Raw genomic sequence first — 24,924 nt, 5'->3', positions numbered from 1 at the left:
AGTTTATTTTATGAAAAAAACAGGAGATACAGAAATAAAAAAGTTTTGGGATAACATGGCAATTGAGCATAAACAATCTGAGCTTGCTACTGCACCAGATAGTTTTTATCGCCAACTGGAAGTTAACAGAATAGAAGACTATTTAAGAGATAGCACAAAAGTATTAGACATTGGTTGTGGAAATGGATATTCAACAATTAAATTTGCCGAAAAATTTAAAAAGTCTTCGTTCGTCGGTGTAGATTATTCTGGCGAAATGATAAAGTATGCACGCCAAGCTGCTAACAAGTCTTCAAAATCTGTTCAAGTAAGAGTAAATTTTGAGGAGGGAGATGTGCGGGAATTATCAGATTTGCCATTTCTCAAAAACCAAAAGTTTGATTTTATTGTGTCTGAAAGATGTCTGATTAACCTACTTAATTGGGAGGAACAGAAACACTCTCTTTTAGAAATGAAGAAATTGTTGAAAAAGAAAGGAAGAATAATTCTTTGCGAGAATACTCTTGAGGGACTAGATCGCTTGAATGATTTACGAAAGACATTTGATCTCTTTCCAATTAAAGTTCGTTGGCACAATTTTTATATGCCAGAAGGAAAACTCATTTCTTTTTCAAAAAAGAATTTTAAGTTTTTGGAAGCAAACAACATCGGCAGTTTATACTACATTATTTCTAGGGTTGTTTATGCTAAACTTGCAAAAATGGAGAACAAAGAACCAGATTATTTACACCCGATTAATAAAATTGCCTCACAATTACCTTCAATCGGAGAATACTCGCCAAATTATATTTTTATTTTGGAAAACAAATAAATTTATTTAGATTCTGCCGATAATACTTGGTTTTTCGCTTGAACTGTACGAATACCACATCAGGATTGTCGAGTCTATCGGTTTCAGAAGAGTTGAAGAAGATACTCGCCTTTCCTGCTGGGAGAGAGCTAACTAGTATAGGTCTCAGTCATAATCGGCTGAGATCTTTTTTATAGATTAGATGTTAGTCAAATTTCCCTAGGATATCGTAAACGACGGAAAAGAAACCATAATAAAGCTGTTTCATAAAATTCTGCGATAATTAAGGCAATAATTGCTCCTGTTATACCATAGATTGGTAGTAAAATTGCAATTAAAATTATTCTAATTATTGAGGTGCTAATGTTTGATATATATAACTCTTTTTTCATCTGGTGGGAAATGAAAGATTGATTTATGAATGTTTTTGGTACAACAAGAATGGCAAGGGCTAGCAATTGTGAATAAAAGACTGACTCGGAATATATTGGAAAGAAAACTGAGAAAAGAAATGGAGCAAACACTATATAAACAGTAGCGGTGATAATTGAAATAAAAAAATATTTAGTTATTTTTTTAGGTAATATTATCTTTAACTCTGTTAAATTTTTTTTAGCAAATTTTGGAAAGGTAAGTGAGTGACCTAAATTAAATAAACCTTTTATGTGTGATACAGGCATCTGTGCAATTGTATAAATTGCGACCGAAGCGGCTCCGAGGAAATGCCACATAAGAATTTTATCCAACTGTCCGGCAATTTTTAAAAATGATTCCATAAAACTTAAGTGTTTGCTGTAGCTTTTGAGTTCCGGATCGGGTGTAATTGTCAGTTTGTATTTCCGAACAGTGTACCGATACAAAAAAATCACTGAGGTAGCATTGGCAATAAAATAGACAGCAACAATGATAAGCGGATTTTTCGTGAGAAATAGAGCCAAAAGCAGAAGAATAAATGGCAATAATTTCTGCAGAATATTCAGCGTGGAATTTTCCCGGAAATTTTTTTTACCGACTAAGAAGGGTCCATATAGTTTGAAGCTGGAGATTAGAGGCTGAAAGGCGCCGACGATCAAAAAAGCTATTGCCAGCGTTTGGTTGTCGTTAAAAAAGTAATAGAGTGAAAGACCACCTGATGCTAAAACAATACCAATACTCCAGGTAAGTTTAAGCTGAAGACCGTAGCGTAAGGCACCGTCAGTGCCGCGAGCGACTGAGCGCATAATGGCGCTACTCATACCGGTTAATGTAAAGACACTGACGATAGATGCCATAGCAATGATGAACTGATAAGTACCGAAGGCCTCTTTGGGTAAAAGATTAGCGAAGGCAACCGCCAAGAAAAGACTGCTGACTACCTGAAAGGAGTACTCAAGAGCAAGCCAAGAGCCACCCTTGGTTAAATAAACCATGTCGGTTTTGGTATATTTTTCACTCCACCGAAGAATGTTGTAGATTTTTTCTTTCATATGCTTTATCCCGCGAGGATTTTTAACGGGTTACGTTTGTATTATGACATACTATCCGCACTTAATTTTTCATGATATATTGGGCTCATGAACTCGGAGAAAATTTTAAAGACTCTTGTTGTGACGGGATTAATGTTGATTCCTTTCATCCCTCTTATTATAAGCTATTCCTTGTTTTTTCCTTTTATAACCGGTAAGGCGTTTGCTTTCAGGATAATTGTTAGTATTGTTTTCTTGTCATGGATTGGTCTTGTATTTTTAAATAAAGAATATTTACCAAAAAAATCATGGATTTTGTATTCAACCGTTTCTTTTTTGGTAGTTCTTGTCTTTTCAGCTGTTTTCGGGATTGACCCGTATAGAAGCTTTTGGTCAACTTTTGAAAGAATGGAAGGATTGATCACCCTATTTTACTTGGTTGGGTTGTTTGTAGTTATGATCTCGGTTCTGAAAGAAAAAGACTGGAAGATATTTTTCCACGTTTCTTTAGTGACAAGTGCAATCATATGTTTCTATAGCTTTCTTCAGCTTGTGGGGTCGGTTGATATAAGGCAAGGTGGGGTTAGGTTGGACGGAACACTTGGCAACGCTATCTATTTGGCAGTTTATTTAATGTTCCATATCTTTATCGGGATTTTTTATTTCTTTCAGAGGCGCGACAACTATCGATATCTCTATTTGTTTTTGATTGCGACGCAGGTCTTTATTCTATACAACACCGCGACAAGAGGTGTAACTCTAGCTTTGATTTTCGGCCTAGCAGTCACATTTTTTCTCTTACTTGTATTTGGAAAAGAGCATAAAAGTCTTAGGAAAAAATCTCTAGTTTTATTGCTTCTTTTATTGGTTTTTCTTGGAGCGTTTTGGTTTTTCAAAGACTCGTCTTTTGTAAAAGAGAGCCCAGTTCTATCCAGGTTTTCCACTATTTCTCTTGAGGGGATAAAAGAACAGGGACGCTATTTTGTCTGGCCGATGGCGATTGAGGGCTTTAAAGAAAGGCCGATTCTTGGTTATGGTCAGGAAAATTTTATCCACATCTTTAGTGAAAACTACAATCCGGCAATGTATGGTCATGAGCCATGGTTTGATCGCGTTCATAATGTTTATCTTGACTGGCTTGTTGCCGGTGGGATTTTGGCGCTTCTATTTTTCTTATTGATTATTTTTTCTTCTATTTTTTATCTTTGGAAAACACCCAATTTTTCTATTTTAGAAAAAAGTGTTTTGTCCGGATTTCTAGCCGCGTATTTGTTTCAGGGGATATTTGATTTTGATAATTTGACGAGTTATATTCTTTTGTTCTCAATTCTGGCTTTTATCTGCTATAAGAGCACGCCGGGGGAATCAATAAAACTACCGTTTGCCGGTCTGTCTTTTGCTCACGCCAAGACGATAATTTTGTCTGCTCTTGTCGCCGTGTTTTTTATTTCAGGTTATTTTCTTCATTACAAGCCAATACTAGCGGCAAAAACGATTATTGATGCCATACATCCTCAAACAGCAAATCAAGACAGCTTAGAGCATTTCAAGAAATTTTTTAGTTACAATACTTTTGGCAATCAAGAGGGGCTAATTCATTTTTTAAACAAGGCGTCTATGGTGATTGCTAGCGACAACCCTGAAGAGTTGAAGCTTGATTTTTTCAACTTAGCTCAAGATAGAATATCTGTTCAGACAGAAAGGTTTCCGCTTGATGCAAGAGTTTTGATATCTTCCGGAGTTTTTTTCAGGCAGGTGGAGCAATATGACAGGTCTCTTGAGATGCTGGAGCGAGCTTCTAAACTCTCACCAAAAAAACAAAGTATTTATTTTGAAATTGCCTCAACCCTGTTTTCTGCCAGTCGGTTCGAGGAAGCGATGGAAGTGTTGGAATCCGCAAAAAACTTATGGCCGGAAAATCCAGAATCCAGAACATTTTACTTGATGGCTCTTCTTGCAAACGACAGATTATCGGAAGCTAATTCTGAATGGGAGATATTACCTGACTCCGTCAAATATTTTGACGATCGACTCCTGAATACTTTAGCGGAAATAAAACAGTATTCAAAAGTTTTAGAAATTTGGCAGAAGAGAGTTGAGTTTGAGCCGGAAAATTTAGAATCGCGCCAAGCCCTTGTCGCTTCTTATCTGTCTTTGAGAAATTGGCCGAAAGCCATAGAAGAATTGGAGAAAATAGTTGAGATTGACCCGAATTTTAAGGAAACTGCTGATTATGCCATTTCCGAGATTCGAGCCGGCAGGGGAGCCGGGCTCTTGGCAAATTAGTTGCATTTTTTTTGTTTTCTGATATACTAGAGAAGTGTGAGTGCGTAGCGCACTCCAAAATAAACGAATGTCTGCGAAAACCCCGCTTCACGGCGGGTTTTTCGTACCCTTTTGTTCGTTTATGCTTGTTTTGTTATACTATAATGACTGTGCCAAGTCATGGCCGGCCGTTAGCACTCATATAAGACATTTGTTTTGGAGCTCGCAGCGGCCGGTCATGACTTGGCGTTGTTTTATGATAAAGGAAAACGTATCTCTTAAATCTTTCAATACTTTTAAAACAGGTGGCGAAGCAAGATATTTCGCAGAGATAAATTTGGTAGATGAATTGCCAGACGTACTTCAATTTGCCAAAGAGAAAGGATTGCCGGTTCTTGTTTTAGGTGGCGGTTCAAACATTCTAGTCTCGGACAACGGTTTTCCGGGTCTTGTTATAAAAATCAGTCTCAAGGGAATTGAATGGTTAGGACGTGACGAGGAGATTGATGTTGTGGCTTCAGCTGGTGAGTCTTGGGACAAACTTGTTGAACAATCAGTCTCAAGGGGTCTTTATGGTTTGGAAAATTTGTCCGGAATTCCCGGCACGGTTGGAGCGGCGCCAGTCCAAAACATCGGCGCTTACGGATCCGAAATCAAAAACCATCTTTCTTGGGTTGAAGTTTTTGATAGGGCAGACAATAAAATCAAAAAACTTTCCAAGGGGGATTGCCGTTTTTCTTATCGAGGAAGTATTTTTAAAGAGTTGGGTGTAGGGAGTTTGATTATCACCCGCGTTTGTTTTTCTTTAAAGAAAAAAGGTGCACCCAATTTGTCTTATAAAGACTTGAAAGAATATTTTTTGGATCGTTCGCCAAGCTTGAAAGAGGTAAGAGAAGCAGTCCTTTATATCAGAGGTCGGAAGTTTCCAGATCTTAACAAGTTTGGCACTGCCGGGTCTTTTTTTAAAAATCCGATTGTTAGTAGAGAAAAATTGGAATCGATACTAAAGAATTATCCGGATTTACCTTACTTTGAAAACCAAAGCGGAGAGTTTAAGATTCCGGCGGCTTGGATTTTGGATAAAGTTTTCAACCTTCGAGGAAAAATTTTTGGGCAGGTCGAATTTTTTAAAGACCAACCGCTAGTTGTAGTTAATCTTGGTGAAGCTTTGTCTTCTGAAATCAAAAATACAACTGACAAGATAATTAAAGATGTGAAAGAAAAAACCGGAATTACTTTGGAGAGAGAAATTATTTTAGTTGGTGAATTTGATTTTTAATTTTTGCAAGTTTGGAAATTATTTTTGTAAGTTATCCCCAATTTTGAAATTTAAATTGTTGTTTTTATTTTTGTTTGAACGATAATTAAAAGAGGTCGGAGCTTGTTGAATTGTTTTTCCAGATCAACAAGACATCTTTTAAAAGTAATTGTTGTTGGAATAATCTTTCCAACAATAATCAAATGGCAACAAAAAAAAGAAGAACAACAAAAAGAAGAACTACTGCTAAGAGAACAACCAGCAAGAGAAGAACAGCTAAGAGACCAGCCAAAAGATCAACTCGCAGAAGAAGATAGTTTGGCGAGCTTTTCAAAAACTCCCACGCCAGAAGCGTGGGAGTTTTTGTATTGTCTATATTAGAAGACGGAATTATGCTAGAATTCTCAATTATGCCGTTTTTAAAGAAGATTTTGGGTGACGAGAGCGGAAAAATTATAAAGAAAATTCTGCCGAAGATCGAAAAAATAAACTCTTTAGAGAGCCATTTTTCCTCACTTTCAGACGACGCGCTGAAATTAAAAACCGCGGAATTTAAGAATCGCCTTAGTCAAGGAGAGACTTTGGATGATTTGTTGCCCGAAGCTTTTGCCGCTGTTCGAGAATCCGCTAAAAGAGTTTCGAATCAAAGACATTTTGACGTTCAGTTGATTGGCGGGGTTGTTTTACATCAGGGGGATATTGCTGAGATGAAAACTGGTGAAGGTAAAACTCTTGTTGCAACACTGCCGGCTTATTTAAACGCTATTAGTGGTAGGGGTGTTCATGTGGTGACTGTGAATGATTATCTTGCCAGAAGAGACGCAGTTTGGATGGGTCAGATTTATGATTTTTTAGGCATGAGTGTCGGTTGTATTAATCATGATGCAAGTTATCTCTATGATCCGGCGCATAAAGATGATGAAAAAAAACTTGATGAAAAAAGAGATGAAGTCGGAGGTTTTAAAGTTGTTCATGAATTTTTAAAGCCCTGCGGTCGAAAGGACGCCTATTTGGCAGACATTACTTACGGCACTAACAACGAATTTGGTTTTGATTATCTACGGGACAATTTGGAGTATGATTTGCAAAATGTTAGACAAAGGGACTTCAATTATGCAATTGTCGATGAGGTCGACTCAATCCTCATAGACGAAGCCAGAACCCCGCTTATAATCTCCGCTCCATCTGGAGAGGCCGAAAATTTGTATCGAACTTTTTCCGGATTGGTAAGGCAGATGAAGCGCGATGAAGATTTTGAAGTTGATGAAAAACTTAAAGCTATCACTTTGACCGACAAAGGGATAGATAAAGCCGAAAAACTTTTAGGTGTTAAGAATATCTATACCGACGAAGGTATAAAACTCGTGCATCATCTGGAAAACGCTGTAAAAGCTAAAGCTCTCTTTGAGAGGGACGTGGATTATGTTGTGAAAGAGGGAGAAATAATAATTGTTGATCACTTCACCGGTCGACTTCAACCCGGGAGACGTTGGTCTGGCGGACTTCATCAGGCCATAGAAGCTAAAGAAGGTGTGCGGATCCAACAAGAATCAAGAACTTTCGCCTCAATTACTTTCCAAAATTATTTCAGAATGTACAAAAAACTTTCCGGAATGACTGGAACTGCCTTAACCTCGCAGGAAGAGTTTTTCAGAGTTTATGGTTTGAATACGATTGCTATTCCGACCAACAGACCATCGAAAAGGATTGACCGAAACGATTTAATTTTCCAGACAGAGAAAGGAAAGCTTCAAGCTATTGCTAGAAAAGTTAAAGAACTTCATCAGAAAGGTCAGCCGGTTTTGATCGGTACCATTTCTATAGAGAAAAATGAAATGATTTCCGAATATTTGAGGACGTCCGGTGTGCCACACGAGATTCTAAACGCTAAGAATCATGAGCGCGAAGGTGAAATTATCGCCCAGGCCGGTCGGCGTGGTGGAGTAACGATTGCGACCAACATGGCTGGTCGTGGGGTCGATATTAAATTAGGCGGTAACCCGGGAACCCCAGAAAATTCCGAGGAAATCAAAAATCTTGGTGGGCTTTTTGTGCTTGGCACTGAACGTCACGAAGCCAGAAGAATTGATAATCAACTTCGAGGACGTTCCGGAAGACAAGGAGATCCTGGAGAAACACAGTTTTTTGTTTCTCTTGAGGATTCATTGATGAGGGTCTTTGCCAAAGATACAGTCAAGAAACTGATGGGTAGAATGGGAATTGCTGAAGATGAGCCGATTGAAAATCGCCTTATAACAAGATCTCTTGAGACGGCTCAAACCAAAATAGAAGGATTTAATTTTGATGCCAGAAAACATGTCTTGGAATATGACGACGTTTTAAATTTTCAGAGAAAAATCGTCTATGACAGACGCCGAAAAATTCTCTCCGGAGACAGGCAATTTATAGATGAATTTCTAGGTAGTGTTGCGGAAGTTGCCCCGGAAGTTGGTGATGTTTCAGCTAAGAAAAAGCAGGAACTCGGCGAAGAAGCTTTTTTCCTATCGGTTCGATCTCTAGTCTTGCAAGGTATTGATTTTCTTTGGGTTGATCATTTGGAGGCAATGGATTATTTACGGTCGAGTGTTAATCTGCGCGCTTATGGGCAAAGAGATCCTTTAGTTGAGTATAAAAAAGAAGGTCTGAGGATGTTTAAAGAAATGGAAAGAACTTTGAAAGAACAAGTTTTTTCCGCGATTTCATCAGTTAACACGCAGACGACCACTTCTCCGAAACCATCTCCTAGTAAATTAATATTGTCTGGGCCGGAATCTTCTTCTGTTGACTCAAGTTCAAAAAAAACCGGAAAAAAATCGACAGACGAAAAAGTTGGTAGGAATGACCCCTGTCCGTGTGGGAGTGGTAAAAAATATAAAAAGTGTCACGGCAGTTAAATTTATAATTACTCCACTTAAATTTTGAAAAGGGTGGTAAAATATTTTGATGTCAAAACCAGGAGAAAAGATTCTGACTCTCGCTGTAGTTTATCAGCATCCGCGGGTTCTTTTGGGTTATAAGAAAAGAGGATTTGGAGCTGGTCGTTGGAATGGTTTTGGCGGTAAGGTGGAAGATGGAGAATCAATTGAAGAATCAGTTAAAAGGGAGCTTTTAGAAGAGGTTGGAATTGAACCTTTAAAGATAGAAGAGGTTGGAGAGTTGTTTTTTGAATTCAAAAATACTGGGGAGAAATCGAAGGTTAGTGTTTTTAAGGTATTTGAATTTTCCGGAGAAGAGAGGGAGACTGAAGAGATGAAGCCGAAGTGGTTTTTTCTAGACGAAATACCGTTTCGACAAATGTGGCCGGACGACGTTTATTGGTTGCCTTTGTTTTTTGCCGGTCGGAAATTCAGGGGTAAGTTTATCTTTGCTGATGAAGAAAACATAATAGACAAGAGTATGGAAATATTAAAATGATATCGGGATTTTTAGAGTCTGCCATAAATTTAGTTCAAAATATTTTTTTACCGCTCGGTGGTCTTGGGGTTTTTATGGCAACCTTTTTTGCCCAGATTATTCCGCCGATCTCAACTCCGGTTGTAGTTTTTTCTTCCGGTTTTCTTTTTCTACCAGAAAATATTTCAGTAATTTTTTTTCAAAAACTTATTTTTACTTTAGCAGTTCCGGCGGCTTTGGGGGTTACGATCGGCTCACTTTTTATTTATTATCTTGGGTTTTTTTTAGGTAAGCCAATTTTGGATAAATGGGGCGGTTTTTTTAATTTATCTTGGAAGAACGTTGAAAAGCTTGAGAAAAAATTTGAGAATAGTTTTTGGGATGAATCCGTTCTTTTTGGTCTCCGTGTTTTTCCGATTGTGCCGACATTCTCAATATCTCTTACCTGCGGCTTAATTAGGTTTAACATTTATTCTTACTTGTTTTTTACTTTTCTTGGTACTTTTGTTAAGGTGTTGGTGTTAGCTCCATTGGGCTGGCAAGCTAATGCTTTCTATCATAAATATGCATCTTTGATAAGTGGGATAGAAATATTCGGTCTGTTTGTTGTTGTGTTTGTAATTGCTGTCTTTGTTTTCCGAAGAGTCTCAAGGAATAAGAACGGCGCAGGGGAGGAAAAGCCCCAATAAGGAGTAGATTTATTTTGTTCTTATGGACGTTTCCGGTTTTTAAAATGGCGAGAGAATCAAAAAACAAAAAAAAAATAGTAATTACTCACAACGGTTCTTTTCACGCTGACGATGTTTTCGCTGTGGCTGTTTTGAAGATTTTCTTCAAAGGTCAAATAAGAATTGTTAGAACTAGAGATGAAGATTTGATGAAAGAAGGGGACATCTTGGTTGACGTGGGTATGAAATATGACGGCCGGAGGAACTTCGACCACCATCAAGCAACTGGTGCTGGCCAGAGATCAAATGGTATACCATTTGCTTCTTTCGGATTGGTTTGGAAAAAATATGGTCCGAAAATTTGCGGCAATGCTTCTGTTGCCAAAGAAATTGACAAAAATCTAGTTCAATCAATTGACGCCGAAGATAATGGTATTGAAATCCTCAAACCGGTTTTTGATTTTAGTCCATACAGAGTAGCGAACTTTATTTTGTCTTTCAATTCGGTCTGGAACGAAGACGAAGATCAAAATCGGCTTTTTGCCGAAGCTGTTAGGGTCGCTGAAAAAATACTATTAAGAGAGATTAAAAAAACCAAATCTGTATTAATTGCTAAAAAAATAGTTTTAAGGACATATAAAAATAGCAAGAATAAAGAAATTATTATTTTTGATAAATACTATCCTTGGAAGGATTTTTTGTTTGATTTCAAAAAACCAAAATTTGTAATATTTCCTAGTAGTGACGGAAGGTGGAACATCTCAACAGTCAAGAAAAATCGTTTTGGCTTTGAAAGCAGGGTGACTTTTCCACAGTCTTGGGGTGGCCTGAAAGGCGAGGATTTGGAAGTCGCTAGTGGTGTGAAAGGGGCTTCCTTTTGCCATAAGAAGCTCTTTTTGGTAGTCGCTGAATCAAAAGAGTCTGCTGTCGAGCTTGCCAAAAAGGCGTTAAAGAGCAAAAAATAAGATTAATAAACCTTAATATTTATTTCAAAACTCCCATACTAAATTCACGGTTCCCTTAAGTTTTTCTTGAGTTGGCTCTAATTTTTCAAAATTAAAAAAATACAGCTTTTATTTTAAAAAAATAAACTAACATGCTGAAATTCTCGGTTCCTAAGCCCCCACTCTTTTTTGTTTCGGTACTTTTGTGAGAATGAAGGTTTGGTTGCACTCCATCTCTTTGCTAGAATATCGCAGTAGCGATGTTCTAAATAATGAATAATTATATTCCAACAATTGGTTTGGAAATCCATGCGGAGTTGAAGACGGAAACTAAAATGTTCTGCAACTCCAAAAATAATCCGGATGAATCCGAGCCGAATAAAAATATTTGTCCGATCTGCACCGGACAACCGGGGACTCTGCCGACAATAAATAAAGAAGCCGTCAAACATGTTTTGAAGGTCGGTCTTGCTGTTGGTGGAAACCTTGCGGATTTTACTGAGTTTGACCGAAAAAATTATTTTTACCCAGACATTCCAAAGGGTTATCAAATAAGTCAGTATAAGTATCCACTGGTTTCTGGTGGGGAAATAAACAAGATAAGTCTCACAAGAATTCATCTTGAAGAAGACACGGCGACATCCTTACATGAGCGTGGCGAATACAGTCTTGTTGACTTCAATCGAGCAGGGCTTCCTCTTTTGGAACTTGTTACCGAACCGGTCATACATTCGGCAGAAGACGCTTCTGCTTTTGCTAAAGAATTACAGCTTTTGTTGCAGTATCTCGGAGCCTCTGATTCCAATATGGAAAAAGGTGAAATGCGAATTGAAGCAAATATTTCTGTTGGTGTTGGCAAAGAACTTGGGGTTAAGGTTGAGGTAAAGAATTTAAACTCTTTCAAGAGTGTGGAGCAGGCAATTAAATATGAAATAAAAAGGCAAATTGAACTGCTTGAAGGCGGGGGTCGGGTACAACAAGAAACTAGAGGGTGGGACGAGAAAAAGGAAGAGACCTTTGTTCAAAGAGCGAAAGAGTCTTCCCACGACTATCGATATTTTCCAGATCCAGATTTACCTAAGCTCTACATAAGCCAAATTCCAGAATTTGATAGGGGACTGTTACTTAAAGAAATTCCAGAATTGCCTTGGGAGAAAAGGGGCAGGTATGAAGATTTGGGATTAAAAACTGAAGACATAAATTTTTTCCTCCAGTCGCGCAATAAATTTTTTGATGGTCTGTTTCAAAAAATCTTAAAGTTTTCTGGTGACGTTGAAATCGTAAAGTTGTCTGTGAACTACATAACTTCAGATATGGTGGGGCTTGCGAAGCGGGGAGTAGATTTAGACATAGATCATCTTGAGTTCATCAAATTAATGATGATGGTCAAGGAAAATAAAATATCTTCGCGTGGTGCAAAAGATATTCTTGCAATTCTCGTAGGCGAGGGTGGCGATGTAGAAAAGATCGCGGAAGAAAATAATCTTTTACAGAAAAGTGACGAGGGAGAATTAAAAGAAATTGTTCGAAAAATAATAGAAGAGAATCCAAAGGTTGTTGAGGAATACAGGAGTGGAAAAGAATCAGTTTTACAATACTTGGTAGGGCAAGGGATGAAAGAAACTAGAGGTGCTGGAAATCCGCAGGTCTTGAAGGATTTATTCTTAGATCTCTTGGTTTAATTAATCCAGGTGTTTTATTTCAAGTTTTTTCGTCCGTTTACCGAATCTCTGGTTGTTGGCGTTTTTCATCTCGGAAATTAATCTCTCTATTTCTGACAATTCGTAAACCCGATAGTTGTTTATTGGATGCCTTAGAGCTTTAAACTTACCACTCTTGTCCCAATTTCTAAGGGTTAGGGTTGAGACTCCAAGAATATCAGATGCTTGTTTTATAGTTATAAACTTTCTCTCCATTTGATTATAGGTTATAAAACCTTAATAAGATTGTCAATCAAAATATCCACAATAAGTATTGTTTATTAATGTTTAATCTAAATATTAAATTGTTTGACTAATTGACTAGGACAATCGATCAGGTGATTACTGTCGGGTAACATCACACCTTCAGGGTGTTCTGTGATTTTTTAAGATAATTACAGTGTTTTCTAAAAGATCTGGTTTGTTTTGTTACTACACCCAATAGAAATATTTCTTCGGTGATTTATCCACAGATATCTCTTTTTTAGTTTAATGATAAGACTTTTTTGCATTATAATTTAGTGGTGGAAAAAGAGTTAAATTTAGAAGGCAAGAAATATATCTCGGCTAGCCGAGTTTCAAAAAAAAGTGGCTATAATTCTGATTATCTCGGACAGCTTTGTCGAGCAGGTAAACTGGATTGTCGGTTGGTTAGCAGGACTTGGTTTGTTGAAGAAAGCTCTCTTATTAACCACCTGAAATCAGGTAGGAAGAAATCGTCCCCGCTTATCCGTGAAGTATCTAATAAAGAACTCAAGACAACTAGTCTGAAATCGGAAGGATTTTTTGACGATAATCAAAAGATAGTTTTTCAATCTTTAAGAAGTGAGTCTTTAATAGCTGATCGACTAGCTAGAAACTTTTCTTTACAAAGAACAGTCTCCAATTTTTTTATTGCAGTTTTTGTTGTTGTTTCGGTCTCTGTCTTGGTTTTTGATGTTGCTAATGTCTTGAAAAAAGGAGAGCCGATTGTTGCTGATAGTTTTCAATCCATGACGACTGATCTAATAAAAATTGTGAATCCCGAATTTTCAAGCTCGTCCATAAAAGATGCAGTCAAAAGAGGTTCGGATAATTTTAAATTTGTTATGAAGAGTGGTTTTGAAAAATTTTCTAAATCCTTTTCTTTCTTGAGTTCTAAAAATAAAATCGCAAAAAAAGATAATGCTGTCGCAGAAAATAATTTTTCCTCTTTGACATTAGATGAGAGAGGAGTTGTGACTATCCCAATTCACAGTAATGAAAACTCTGACGCCTTTTCCAAGGTAAAAAATTATTTGAGAGATTCTTTTTCTGACGAGATTGAATTTGTGCCGGATGAGAGTGGGGTAGCCGGAGTAATAAAACCAGTTTTTGCCGAACCGACCGAAGAGGAATATTTTTATGTGATGGTTCCCAAAAAATAGTGTGTTAAAATTTGTTTTCAAATTAGAAGTTTAATTAATTTTAAAGATGAAAGATAAAAACAAAAAAGTCGAATTTATTAGAAACAAACAACTTATTATTAGCTTTATTAATTCAAAATTTAAGATGACTAGTTTCAAAAAATTATTCAAAGAAAGCTTAGCGATTACGATGGTCTCTGCTTTGTTGGTGCCAATTGGTTTTGCTTATGTTGAACCAAACATAACAAGAGGTTCCGGACAGTTTGAAATAAGCCAGAGCATAACTGCTGAAATAACATTTAAGGTCGCGCCGTCGGATGTGACTTTGAGCCCCTCTCTTGGAGGTTTGACCGGTGGAACTTCAAATGGTGGGACGCAATTTGTGGTTATGACCAATAATACTGCTGGTTGGACCGTAACTCTAACCGCCTCTTCCACAAACGGGATGGAGGGAGAATCGACCGCTGGAGTCATTCCACATCTTGTAGAGACGACACCTGGTGTTCCGGATTTTGACTTTGATGATACGACGGTTGCTGTTAACACGGCTAGATTTGCCTACACCGTAAACGCTTCTTCTACCGATTATCTCGCGACAAAATTCAAGGATAATGGTTCGGCTTGCAACACAGGTTCTAATCAAGCGGCTTTAAAGTGTTGGATTTCCGCCACTTCGTCAATCCCATTTACGATATTGGACAGTAATACCAACACTGATTTTTACGGCGCGACCTCAACTATTTTTTTCCGAGTGGTAGTAAGAGAGAATCCGGATCCGCTTCTGCCGATTGATACATATACTGCGACAACCACGCTGACCGCAACAATGAAATAATAAATTAATATGAATTCTGAATTTCAAGATAAAAAACTTAGTTTACCGGCGTTAATATTATTTGTTTTTTCAGCTTTATTGCTTGGGAGTTTTGCGCTGATTTTTCCGGCCTCAACAGTATTTTCTCAAGAGCCAAACAATACTTTCGTTCGGAATACAGAAATTAGCATTGAAAGTTTAGGAGAAAATGTTGGTGTTCTCGGTGATTTTGTTGTTGGGCCTGGAAAATTTGATGCCTCACTTACTCCTGGAGAAACCAGAAATTTCAAATTGGATGTCACAAACAGAATGGGTGAGGAAAGGATCTTTCTCATAGAAATAGAAGATTTTACCGGTTCAAGGAGTTCTGACCAGACAGTTATTTTATTGGGGAGCGAAAGAGGCCCCTATTCCTTGAAAGATTACATCAAAGTGCCAGCTTTTGAATTTTCTTTGAAACACGGAGAGAGGGCAAGAATCCCAATAACAGTTTCAATTCCTTATGATGAAGAACCTGGGGGTCGATACGGCAGTGTTGTAATCAGTACAGTGTCAAAGCCGTCAGAGCGAGGCGACGGAGATGTCAGAGGTGGGGCAGCCATCATTTCAAGAATCGGTACTCTCTTTTTTGTAAGAATACCGGGAGAGGTAGATGAGGAGGGGGAAATGCAAACCTTTAGGACAAAAGCCGGGAAAAGAATTTTTGGTTCGACTCCGGTACCATTTGAAATCTTGTTTGAGAATTCCGGAAGTATCCACCTTGCTCCTTATGGCGAGATTCGGATAAATAACGTTCTTGGTAAAGAGGTTGAAGTAATTGAGATGGATCCTTGGTTTTCTATGCCTGACTCTTTGCGTTTGCGAGAGGTTGTCTGGGAAACGGGATGGGCTTTCGGTGTTTACAATGCTCACGCTTTTGTAAACCGTAGTTATAACGACATCATTGATGAAGAGAGTTTTATATTTTTTGTTTTGCCTTGGAAATTAATACTTGTTTTCCTTATCATTGTGCTTATTTTGGTTCTTACTATTAGATTTTTAACCAAGAGATTTGAATTTAGAAAAAAGCCAATGGATGAACAAAGATAACATATTACAAAAAAACAAAAGACCCGAGCGGGTCCCAAGACCAATTGAAACTCTAACTACGAGGTCTTTTGTTGTACTAAAGCTAGCAAATGGTTTAAGACTTGACAAGTTTCAAAAGATTTAATTTTGTGGACAAGCTGTGGAATATGTCTTTTCAAAGAAACCAAAAAAAAAAGAAAAACGCAACAATAACAACACTTTTCTTTAGCTTGTTGCTTGCCGTGTTTTTTTATATTGAAGTTAGTGCATTTGTGATGGAGAGTAATAGCTATAGAGTGCAGAGTGATAGTCTGAATATCGGCGGTCTTAGGTCTCAAAGTGCAAATTATTTTGAAGAAAGTACGATTGGTGAATTGGCAACCGGTATTTCTGAAAGCGCGTCTTATAGACTCAAAGCCGGATATCAGCAAATGCAGGGGGTGTTTATATCAATTACTTCTGTTGACGATATCACTTTGTCTCCGGCGTTGGGCGGATTGACTGGGGGGACTTCAAATGGTGGTGCTCAGTTTATTGTAAAGACCGATAATGCCGCTGGTTTCTCTGTCACCATAAAAACCGATTCTGATGACGGCATGATTGGAAATGAAAATGCTGGTACCATTTTTCATCTAAACACCGCTACTCCGGAGGTGCCGGATTTTAATTTTAATTCGGCACCAGCGAATTCTTCGGCGTTTGCTTATACCATCAATGCCTCAACAACCGGTGAAATTGTGGCCGCATTTAGGAACAATGGTTCGAATGCCTGCAACACCGGCTCAACTGAAACCGACGATAACTGCTGGATTTCGGCGACCACCACACCAAGGACGATAATTAGTACGACATCAAGAACACCGATCTCCGGCGCGACTTCGACTCTGCGTTTCAGGGCAATAGTCTCTGCAAATCACAACCCGATTCTTTTGCCGGATACTTACGTAGCGACCACAACCTTAACCGCCGTCACTCTTTAAATTGAATATATGAAATTAAATTTTCTTACATTCCAAATAAAGATTTTAATAGCCAGCTTTGCTTTCTTAGCTTTAATTGTTTCTGCACAATCTGAAAGTCAGTTCAAGGTCAGTCAGATAATTACTGTAGAAAATCCACCCGAAGCGCCACAAAATCTTTCGGCTATTGCTGTTTCCACTTCAGGGATAAATTTGACTTGGGATGCGGCGGTTGAGGGTGATCTGCCTGTAAATGGTTATAAAATTTTCAGGGATGACGTAGAGATTGATACCACTTCTGGAACTTCTTATAGCGACACCGGTCTTTCTCCAAACACTTTGTATACTTACAAAGTTTCGGCCTTTGACACCTCCGGGGCTGACAGCCCGTTATCTGATCCTGCTTCAGCCACCACTTTTCCTTTGGATGAAGAGGAGGAAGAAGAACAAGCTCGCGGTCAAACAGGTCAATATGTTTTTTTGAAAGTCTTAAATTTCTCCGTAGAGCCGGATTTATATCAAGCAGTCATAAATTTGGAAACTAATATCCCCTCAAAAACGGTATTATTTTGGGGTAAAACTCCGGATTATGAAATTGGCTCTCTGGCCTCTTCTGTTTTTAAGACGAATCATCAAATTACTGTTTTGGACCTTGACCCCGGCGTCTTGTATTTTTTCCGATTAGAGATTGTTGATGCGCTCGGTCGGAAAATTATTTTGGACAATCAGCAGTTTAAGACTATTTCTTTTCCCGAATTTCCTTTCAATGTTTCTAACTTAAGAGCTCTTGCGGATGAGGAAAAGATAATTTTGACTTGGAAAAATCCTTCAGTTAATTTTGAGAATATCAGGATTATTCGTTCGCCAAAATTTTTCCCTAAAGATCCTTTTGACGGAAATTTAGTTTATGAAGGCCGAGGGGAGAGATTTGTTGATTCAAAAGTTGAAAAACGCACAGACTATTTTTATTCGGTTTTTGTTAGAGACAAAAGCGGTCGTTATTCTTCTGGTGCTTTGGTCAGAGGTAAGCTTTTGATCCCGGGAGAAATTCCACCGGAGCCGTTTGCCGGAGTGATTGATTTGCCACGTTCGAGTGTTGATTCGATGTTTTTGGGATTGACGCTCGGAGACTTCAAATTTATTCAAGGAGACGAAATCGCCAAGCTTGAAAGAGGTAATATCGTTGTTGTAAATGGCGATAGAGCTTTGAAAGTTTCCCTACCTTACGAAAAAGTACCGGAGGTTCTAAAGACTCTTACTGTTACTCTAACTCACCCTGTTGACCCATCTTTGGTTTTTAGTTTTTTGCTTCGGGTGAACGAAAATAGAAGCGCTTATGAGGCAAGCATTGCGCCACTTGGTGAAGAGGGGACTTTTGGTCTTCATGTCGCCGTTCTTGACCATAAAAATCGCGGTCTAAGAAAGATAAACGGAATTTTGAAATCAATTCTTCCTTTTCCACCAATCGCGTTTCCGAATTTTCCTTGGCTACCTATTACGTTCTGGCTATCTTTACTTTTTATACTTTTGTTTGTTGCTTGGAAATTTCGACCGAGGATTTTTAAAATAAATTATGAGAATATTGCTTAGAAAAAAAATTCGGATTTATACTTTTCTGGTTTTTTCAGGATTTTTTTTCTTGCTGCCTTTTGTCTCTTATGCTGATTTTAATTCGCAGATAAACTATCAAGGCAAATTGACAGACACTAATAATCTGGCGGTACCTGATGGTAACTATATAATGAAATTTCGTTTATATACTACTGCGACTAGCGCTACCACTACAAATATCTGGGAAGAAATCCGTATAGATTCTGGTGATCGGATAACTGTAACCGATGGATTGTTTAGTGTCATGCTTGGCAGTTCCACTCCGCTTTCAACGGTCAACTTCAACCAAACTCTTTACCTTGGTGTTGAGATTTGTGGAACGTCTGGACTTTCTGGTTGCGATGATGAAATGTCCCCGAGAAAAATTTTGGGCACAGTGCCCTCAGCTTTTGAAGCTGGCAAATTGTCGGGCTTAAACTCATCACAATTTTTGCGTTCCGATGCCGAAAACTCAACCTCCACCGCTTCAACATTTTTAAGAATTACCCAAAGTGGCGCCGGTAAAATAGCTGAATTTATCGGGCAAAGCTCGGCTTCTGTTTTGGCGCTACTTTCTAATGGTAATGTTGGAGTCGGCACCTCGTCTCCTTACTCCAGATTTTCAGTTTGGGGTTCGGGCACTGGTGCAAGCCGGCTTTTTGAGTTAACCAACAATTCTTCAACTACTTTGGCTGCTTTTCTTGAAGATGGAACTGGATATTTCTTGGGGAACATTGGTATTGGCACAACTACTCCGGGAACAATTTTTTCTTTAGGCAACACTGGCCCTGACACGATAAATATTTCTACTACCGCGACTTCAACTTTTGGCTCCGGCATAGATATTCGTACCGGATGTTTTGCGGTAAATGGCGTGTGTGTTGGTGGTGGAAGTGGGGTATCAACTTTTCTTGGTTTAACAGACACACAATCATCTTTTACCGCAAACAGGATTATTCACACCAATTCTTCGGGTAATGCTTTGACGGATACCGACGGTTTTGTTTTTGATGGCATAAATTTTGGCATCGGCACGTCCTCCCCTTACGCTCGTCTTTCTGTTGTCGGACAAGCGGTTGCTGAATATTTTACAGCCACTTCTAGTAATGCCACTTCAACTTTCACAAACCTTCGGTTTACCGGAAATTTTAGAACCCCCTTTACCAGCAATCGAGTTCCTTTTGTTAGCACAGACGGCATTCTTTCAGAATCTGCCGATCTGACTTATGTCAGTGGCAAATTAACAGCTGAGGGAGGTCTTGAGGTTTCAAGGAATATGAATACCTACTCTCATTTTGGCGGAGCCACCACAAATCTTCCCGTCAGCCCCACCAACGACACTGACCGCTTGGTTACAATTAAAGGAATAACTGGCACAAGTGGAGAAAGGCGAGGCCTTCTAACAGCAGTAGATTTTACTGGCTCTAGCTCAAACTCTGGTTCCAATATGGCTTTTCAGTCAATTGCTAAGCACAGCGGTTCTGGTGCCTTAACTTTAACAACCGGTCCTGGTGGTCTGTCCGGTGGACGAGTTGGATTACATTTTGGTTCTACTGCACTTGGAACTATATCTTTGGCAACAGGACTTTCGGTTTGGAGTGAAAGAGGTAGTTTAACAGTCAATAACGCTTCAATTACTGAATATATTGGACTGCAGATAGAAGAATCAATTTGGTATTTGGGTGGTTCCGGTGCAATTACCGATTATTCTGGAATAAGAGTTAGAAGTCCTTCAACTACCGGATCTGGAACTATGACAAATGTTTATGGATTAAGAATAGACGAGATTGTTCGGGGTAATAATCGTTTTGCTATTTATACTGGTGGTACAACCAAATCATATTTTGGTGGTAATGTCGGAATTGGCACGACAACACCTTACAGCAAGCTCACGGTCTGGGGGGTCGGTACTGGCACGAATAGAATTTTTGAGTTGGTTAATAATGCTTCAACCACTTTGTTTTCAGTTTTGGATAACGGCACTACTCATATTGGTACGGCAACAGCTGGTAACATTGTTTTTGAAACAAGCGCAACTGGCAACGTAGTCCGAGTTGGAGTTGGTACTTCTACTCCAGATGCAGATTTTACAATTGTCTCAAATCAGCCAAATGCCAATACCTATCTTTTTACAATTGCGACGACAACCGGAGATGTCATAAATCGTAAATTTACTGTTGATTCCGACGGCGACGTGGCAATTGACGGCTCGCTTACAAATCCGGCCGACTACGCCGAAGCTTTTACTGTTGTTGGTTTAAAGACCGAATACGAGCCGGGGGATATTGTTGTGGCTTCAAAGCTGGAACCCGGCAAGGTTGAAAAATCTTACGGTGTTTATCAGGCAAATTTAGTGGGCGTTTATTCAACAAAACCGGGTATTATTGGTACGCTATCCAAAAGCCCGACAGCTTACCGGATTGAAGAGACAAATGACATACCGGTTGGGGTTATGGGTCGGGTGCCGGTTAAGGTTTCAGACGAAAACGGCCCGATAAAAGCCGGAGATTACATCACCTCGTCATCAAGACTTGGGATTGGGATGAAAGCCACAAAACCCGGCCGAGTTGTTGGTGTTGCGCTTGAAGATTTCACACCTTCTTCTAATGGGGAAGTCGGTAAGATTATGACTTTTATAAATAACAACACCTTTTATTTTGGTGAGGGTGATTTGAATTTGGAAAAAAGAATTTCTGATCTGGAAGCTTTTGTAAAGGGTGGAAATGCCGGCGGTTTTGGTTTTGATTATATTCTTACCAACTTTGAAATGCTTGGTGTTAAAATCCAGGATGGATTTGCCTATTTCAAAAATTTGATTGCCGAAAAGTTGACGGTCGGCAACCGAGAAAATCCGGCAGGTATAACTTTATTCGATACAATAACCGGCGAGCCGTATTGTTTGTCTATAAACAGTGGAGTTGTAAATTCAGCACCGGGCGAATGTCAAATTTTCAAAAGTGGTGGTGGTAGTGTTGATTATCCGGATGATCAAGTTGGCTCGGATAACAAAGGTGATTTCAAAGCGGATGAGATTGGATCAAAAGAAGAGACCGGTAGTGAAGAAAACGAAGAGAAAGTTAGTGTTGGGGCGGGCCCGGAAAATGAGATTGTTGAGGGTGAACCAGAAACAGAGCTAGATTTAGAAGAAGAGTTATAAATTCCGATTTTTCAAAAAGACTTATGAAGTCTCAAAAAAGTTTCAAAAGAAAAATTATTTTTACTCTAATCACAGTCTTTGTTTTGACTGCGATTTTTTCCTACTCAAAACTTTTTACTGAAGCCGAGACTTTAAGACATCTGCGAGTGGAAACATTTACTTCAAACGGCACTTTTACAGTGCCGTCCGGAGTTACGGAAGTAACTTTTGAAGGTTGGGCTGGTGGTGGCGGTGGTTCTCAAAATGCCGGAGCTGGTGGTGGCGGAGCTTTTATGTCAACCACTATGGTTGTTGAAGCTGCACAAGAATATACGATAACGGTTGGGTCCGGAGGTGCTGCTGGCGGGAACAATGGGGCTAGTACAACGGTAGAGAGAGGTGGCACAAAATATCTTGATGCGCAGGGTGGTTTTGGTGGCGGAACAAATGGTGGTGGTGGAGGCAAAGCTAGCGCCGGAATAGGGGACTTTGGTTTTGATGGTGGAAACGGTAATCAAGGAACTTCCGGAAAATCCGGTGGTGGTGGAGGCGGAACGGAAGGCGCCGGCTCGTCCGGACCAAACGGCGGCGGTAATTATTTCGGTGGCGGCGGTTCTGGTGGTGCTGGAGTGGAAAATCACAGATATTATGGTTCAGGTGGTGGTAGCAACACTTCAACCCAAAGAACTGGTCGCGGCGGCGCAGTTCATGTTACCTATCTTATTGACGCAACTGAAGGTTTTCCAACCATTAGAGCCAGAAATTGGGGTCGTTCCGGAGGAGATACCACTAGCCATGCGATTCGTTTGCCAGCTGGGGTTAAAACTGGACAATTACTTTTAGTTGTATTTTCTGTTCACGGCAACAATCCGACACTCTCTGGTTACGATACAAATGATTGGATTCTTTTAGATGAAGAAGTAAATTCTGGTACCAATACCGTCAAGGGCGCCATACTTTACAAAATAGCTGATGGTGGAAGTGCTGATGATTTGACCATCACCACTTCGGCGAGCGAAGAGAGTACACATATATCTTTTGCTATTGACAGAGGAGGGACGCCGACTGCGACGGGGCTCGGCGGAGACGGCACCAATACCAATCCGCCCTCTCACAACGCTCTCTCTTCAAGAAAATATCTTTGGATCGCGACTGTTTCAAGAGATTTGAATGTTAATGGCGATCACAGGGTTTCTGCTCCGCCGGCTAATTACACGGATTTCTTGTATTTATCGCCAACTTCTTTTAATACAGGTGTTGATACATCTGTGGCGACACGCCACAGAGAAATTCAGACAGAAGATCCTGATATTTTTACTTCCAGTTCCGAACAGTGGGTGTCTTTTACGATTGCTGTACCGTATGTTGATCCGGGGGATCCAGGAGAGGGCAGTGACACGGTCAAAACTTTGATCAAAGGCGGGACGACTTTTAAGGGGGGAGTTATTTTTAAACTATTTCTGCCTTTTACTTTGAAATTTTCTTATTTTAATCTTTTCTAATTTTTTGAAACATCCAAGACAGATAAAAAAACACTTTTTTTTATTTCACTATTATTTCTTCTCTTATCTGCGCCAGATATTTCTTCCGCCCAACCCGAAACCTACACCCTAAACCTAGATACTTTCAATATCTTTCTGCTTCTCTCCGGACTTGTCGCCGTCCTGATGTTAATCGTGAATGCGATTGAGTATCTCTCAACCGGAGCTATTTCAAAACCTGGAGTCAACAGAAGAGAAAAAATCTCTCTCTACGGCTTTCTCATAATCGCCGTCTCTTCCTGGCTTATCCTCTTTGCCTCCGACCCAGACATCATCTCAAAGATAAACGATGAGTTTGATAGAATAACCACTCCTTCTGATGAACCCCTACCACCTTCTCTTCTCTCTATCCTTCTGCGTCGAGACCAGTATAGACAACCGACCACCCCCTTTCCAAGGACATATGATTCTCCCTCTCCCCCTGTTCCTCCTCTGGCTTTTAATCCACCACCACCTCCACCGCCACTGCCGGGGCCACCACCTCCACCGCCACCGCCGGGGCCACCACCCCCACCTCCGCCACCACCTCCGCCTCCTCCATTTAAACGACTGATAAACTTTCAGCCTGTCGGATTTTCAAACGAAAGTGCGCCGGAGAGAGGAAAAATTTCGCAAACCGTTTACAGCGATAGTACCGGTTGGAACGCTTTCACCAGCCGGATTGAACCTATAAGGCAAATTCTTGGTTAAAACACTTTTGATTTATGGTTCCACAATATCGGTGGCGCTTGGCCGGATGTGCCTTATTTGCCGAATGGTCCGCATTCAACCATGCTTTTCGAGCAAATAGAATTGGGCGGACAAAGGGTTCCCGGTCTTACAAATTTTAGTGTTTTAAGATCCTATGCGAATCAGCACGGAATGAAGTTGTACGGATACATCGGTTTTCCGAGGTGTGATGTTTTTCCCGAAGATCCCGATTACCCTTATTATGTTTTCGAACATTGTGAGGGGAGTTTCCTTAATCGTTGGTACGGCCCCATAGTAAGTTCTGGTTTTATTGGACTCGGACATGACTGGACTGGCAATTTGCCCAACGGATCTTCGGCCCTGTCAGTTAATTTTTCTTATCTAAGAAGTCGAGGCGTTGAGCCATTTGTCGAATCTATTTTCAGAAGGGAACAAAGTCATCTTTTGGGTTACAGCGTGGTGGCCTTGGAGCGTGCCTGGATTGCTAGAGAAGGGAATAAGAACTTTTTCAGCGAGGATGAAGTTATTGCCGCTGGTGGCCGAGCGATTCATCTTGTTAATTTTCCACCTGACGGCACTTGTAGCAATGAAGATGAACAAAATGCTTGTGTTCAAGCGTGGCGCTGGCAAACCACCAAATCACTTCTTCAAGCGGGAAAAACCGTAACAGTTTCTTTGGTCGGATTAAACAACGCTGGCTATGATTTGTCGGAACTTTTAAATTATTTACCTTGATTTGCTGTCTTTTTTTAGATATTTATGATATAATCTAAATAGTTTTGTGTTGGATAGTTGCGCTTTGATTTTAATCAGAGTGAGGAAAGTCCGAACACGCATTCCGCCTTTGAGCGGAAAAAGGTAGCGGGTAACACCCGTCTGGAGCAATCCAAGAGGTGCGAGCAGAGACGGCGAGTTCCGAAAGGAGCGAGCCGCCCAGTTCCAGTTTTGAGTGATTAATTTTTTGATTATTCAAAACTGGGACTGGGCGAGTTTCCGCAGTAATGCGGGAAGTGAAACGGCTAAATCCTTACCCGCGTGCAAGGCCGTGTCTGCTAATTTTGCACCACCTACGGCGGGCAAAATTGGTAGAAGTGCCGCTAGATCCTGATGGCAACATCGGGACCAGATAAATAGCTATCGTTCTGCCCCAGTTTTGGTTGATAGAATTTTCTAAAAATCAAAACTGGGGCGGGATACAGAATTCGGCTTATAGATGCAAAACCAAAAATGAAAAACGCTTCGGTTAACCGAAGCGTTTTTCATTTGTCTTTTTTCTGT

19 protein-coding genes and 1 other RNA gene are annotated in these 24,924 nt (G+C 39.7%); 18 read left to right on the top strand and 2 right to left on the bottom strand.

Features of this window, described 5'->3' with window-relative positions:
* The first annotated feature begins 10 nt into the window (after positions 1–10).
* A complete protein-coding gene (locus QY304_02035; protein ID WKZ26167.1) occupies positions 11–811 on the top strand; it encodes a class I SAM-dependent methyltransferase in 801 nt (266 codons plus the stop codon).
* A 188-nt stretch (positions 812–999) separates the two neighbouring features.
* On the opposite strand, the gene QY304_02030 is transcribed toward QY304_02035, so the two are convergent.
* Positions 1,000–2,256 carry an oligosaccharide flippase family protein gene (locus QY304_02030; protein WKZ26166.1) on the bottom strand — a complete coding sequence of 419 codons (1,257 nt, stop codon included), beginning with the start codon at positions 2,254–2,256 and terminating at the stop codon, positions 1,000–1,002.
* A gap of 87 nt (positions 2,257–2,343) precedes the next feature.
* On the opposite strand from QY304_02030, the gene QY304_02025 reads away from it, so the two are divergent.
* The 7 genes from QY304_02025 to gatB all read left to right on the top strand — a co-directional run bounded on the left by QY304_02025 (position 2,344) and on the right by gatB (position 12,445).
* A complete protein-coding gene (locus QY304_02025) occupies positions 2,344–4,521 on the top strand; it encodes an O-antigen ligase family protein (protein WKZ26165.1) in 2,178 nt (725 codons plus the stop codon).
* Positions 4,522–4,756: 235 nt separating this feature from the next.
* A complete protein-coding gene (gene murB / locus QY304_02020; GenBank protein ID WKZ26164.1) occupies positions 4,757–5,779 on the top strand; it encodes a UDP-N-acetylmuramate dehydrogenase in 1,023 nt (340 codons plus the stop codon).
* 389 nt (positions 5,780–6,168) lie between these two features.
* Positions 6,169–8,652: a preprotein translocase subunit SecA gene (secA, locus tag QY304_02015; protein ID WKZ26817.1), complete on the top strand. Its 2,484-nt coding sequence runs from the start codon at positions 6,169–6,171 to the stop codon at positions 8,650–8,652.
* A gap of 49 nt (positions 8,653–8,701) precedes the next feature.
* Entirely contained in the window at positions 8,702–9,172 is a 471-nt protein-coding gene (locus QY304_02010) for an 8-oxo-dGTP diphosphatase (protein WKZ26163.1), read from the top strand.
* The gene (locus QY304_02005; protein ID WKZ26162.1) at positions 9,169–9,840 is read left to right on the top strand and encodes a VTT domain-containing protein; all 672 of its coding nucleotides are present in this window, start codon (positions 9,169–9,171) and stop codon (positions 9,838–9,840) included. The genes QY304_02010 and QY304_02005 overlap by 4 nt, the downstream gene beginning before the upstream one ends.
* Positions 9,841–9,884: 44 nt before the next feature.
* The gene (locus QY304_02000; GenBank protein ID WKZ26161.1) at positions 9,885–10,784 is read left to right on the top strand and encodes an MYG1 family protein; all 900 of its coding nucleotides are present in this window, start codon (positions 9,885–9,887) and stop codon (positions 10,782–10,784) included.
* Between the two features lie 251 nt (positions 10,785–11,035).
* Positions 11,036–12,445, top strand: coding sequence for an Asp-tRNA(Asn)/Glu-tRNA(Gln) amidotransferase subunit GatB (gatB, locus tag QY304_01995; GenBank protein WKZ26160.1), 1,410 nt, complete (start codon positions 11,036–11,038; stop codon positions 12,443–12,445).
* Here the strand turns inward: gatB and QY304_01990 are convergent, their stop codons facing one another.
* On the bottom strand, positions 12,446–12,679 hold the full coding sequence (locus QY304_01990) for a MerR family DNA-binding transcriptional regulator (protein ID WKZ26159.1): 234 nt from the start codon (positions 12,677–12,679) through the stop codon (positions 12,446–12,448).
* Between the two features lie 290 nt (positions 12,680–12,969).
* Between QY304_01990 and QY304_01985 the strand changes: the two genes are divergently transcribed.
* The 10 genes from QY304_01985 (at position 12,970) to rnpB (ending at position 24,872) form a co-directional block, all read left to right on the top strand.
* Complete coding sequence (locus tag QY304_01985; protein WKZ26158.1) at positions 12,970–13,869, top strand: hypothetical protein; 900 nt, start codon at positions 12,970–12,972, stop codon at positions 13,867–13,869.
* 46 nt (positions 13,870–13,915) lie between these two features.
* On the top strand, positions 13,916–14,683 hold the full coding sequence (locus tag QY304_01980; GenBank protein ID WKZ26157.1) for a hypothetical protein: 768 nt from the start codon (positions 13,916–13,918) through the stop codon (positions 14,681–14,683).
* Between the two features lie 9 nt (positions 14,684–14,692).
* Positions 14,693–15,751 (top strand): hypothetical protein, encoded by a 1,059-nt coding sequence (locus tag QY304_01975; GenBank protein WKZ26156.1) that lies wholly within the window; start codon positions 14,693–14,695, stop codon positions 15,749–15,751.
* A gap of 146 nt (positions 15,752–15,897) precedes the next feature.
* Entirely contained in the window at positions 15,898–16,710 is an 813-nt protein-coding gene (locus tag QY304_01970; GenBank protein ID WKZ26155.1) for a hypothetical protein, read from the top strand.
* Positions 16,711–16,719: 9 nt separating this feature from the next.
* Complete coding sequence (locus tag QY304_01965) at positions 16,720–18,279, top strand: fibronectin type III domain-containing protein (protein ID WKZ26154.1); 1,560 nt, start codon at positions 16,720–16,722, stop codon at positions 18,277–18,279.
* Positions 18,263–21,436: a hypothetical protein gene (locus tag QY304_01960; GenBank protein ID WKZ26153.1), complete on the top strand. Its 3,174-nt coding sequence runs from the start codon at positions 18,263–18,265 to the stop codon at positions 21,434–21,436. Before QY304_01965 ends, QY304_01960 begins: the two co-directional genes overlap by 17 nt.
* A gap of 23 nt (positions 21,437–21,459) precedes the next feature.
* A complete protein-coding gene (locus QY304_01955) occupies positions 21,460–22,917 on the top strand; it encodes a hypothetical protein (protein WKZ26152.1) in 1,458 nt (485 codons plus the stop codon).
* A 174-nt stretch (positions 22,918–23,091) separates the two neighbouring features.
* Positions 23,092–23,646, top strand: a complete 555-nt coding sequence (locus QY304_01950; GenBank protein WKZ26151.1) for a hypothetical protein — start codon at positions 23,092–23,094, stop codon at positions 23,644–23,646.
* Between the two features lie 171 nt (positions 23,647–23,817).
* Positions 23,818–24,381 carry a hypothetical protein gene (locus QY304_01945; protein WKZ26150.1) on the top strand — a complete coding sequence of 188 codons (564 nt, stop codon included), beginning with the start codon at positions 23,818–23,820 and terminating at the stop codon, positions 24,379–24,381.
* A 41-nt stretch (positions 24,382–24,422) separates the two neighbouring features.
* An RNA gene (gene rnpB / locus QY304_01940) (RNase P RNA component class A) lies at positions 24,423–24,872 on the top strand.
* The last annotated feature ends 52 nt before the right edge of the window (positions 24,873–24,924 follow it).

Source organism: Candidatus Paceibacterota bacterium, assembly GCA_030583745.1.
Lineage (GTDB): Bacteria > Patescibacteriota > Minisyncoccia > Phycocordibacterales > BOKC01 > BOKC01.
The sequence above is the reverse complement of the archived record's forward strand: the minus strand, read 5'-3'. Positions and strand labels throughout refer to the sequence as shown.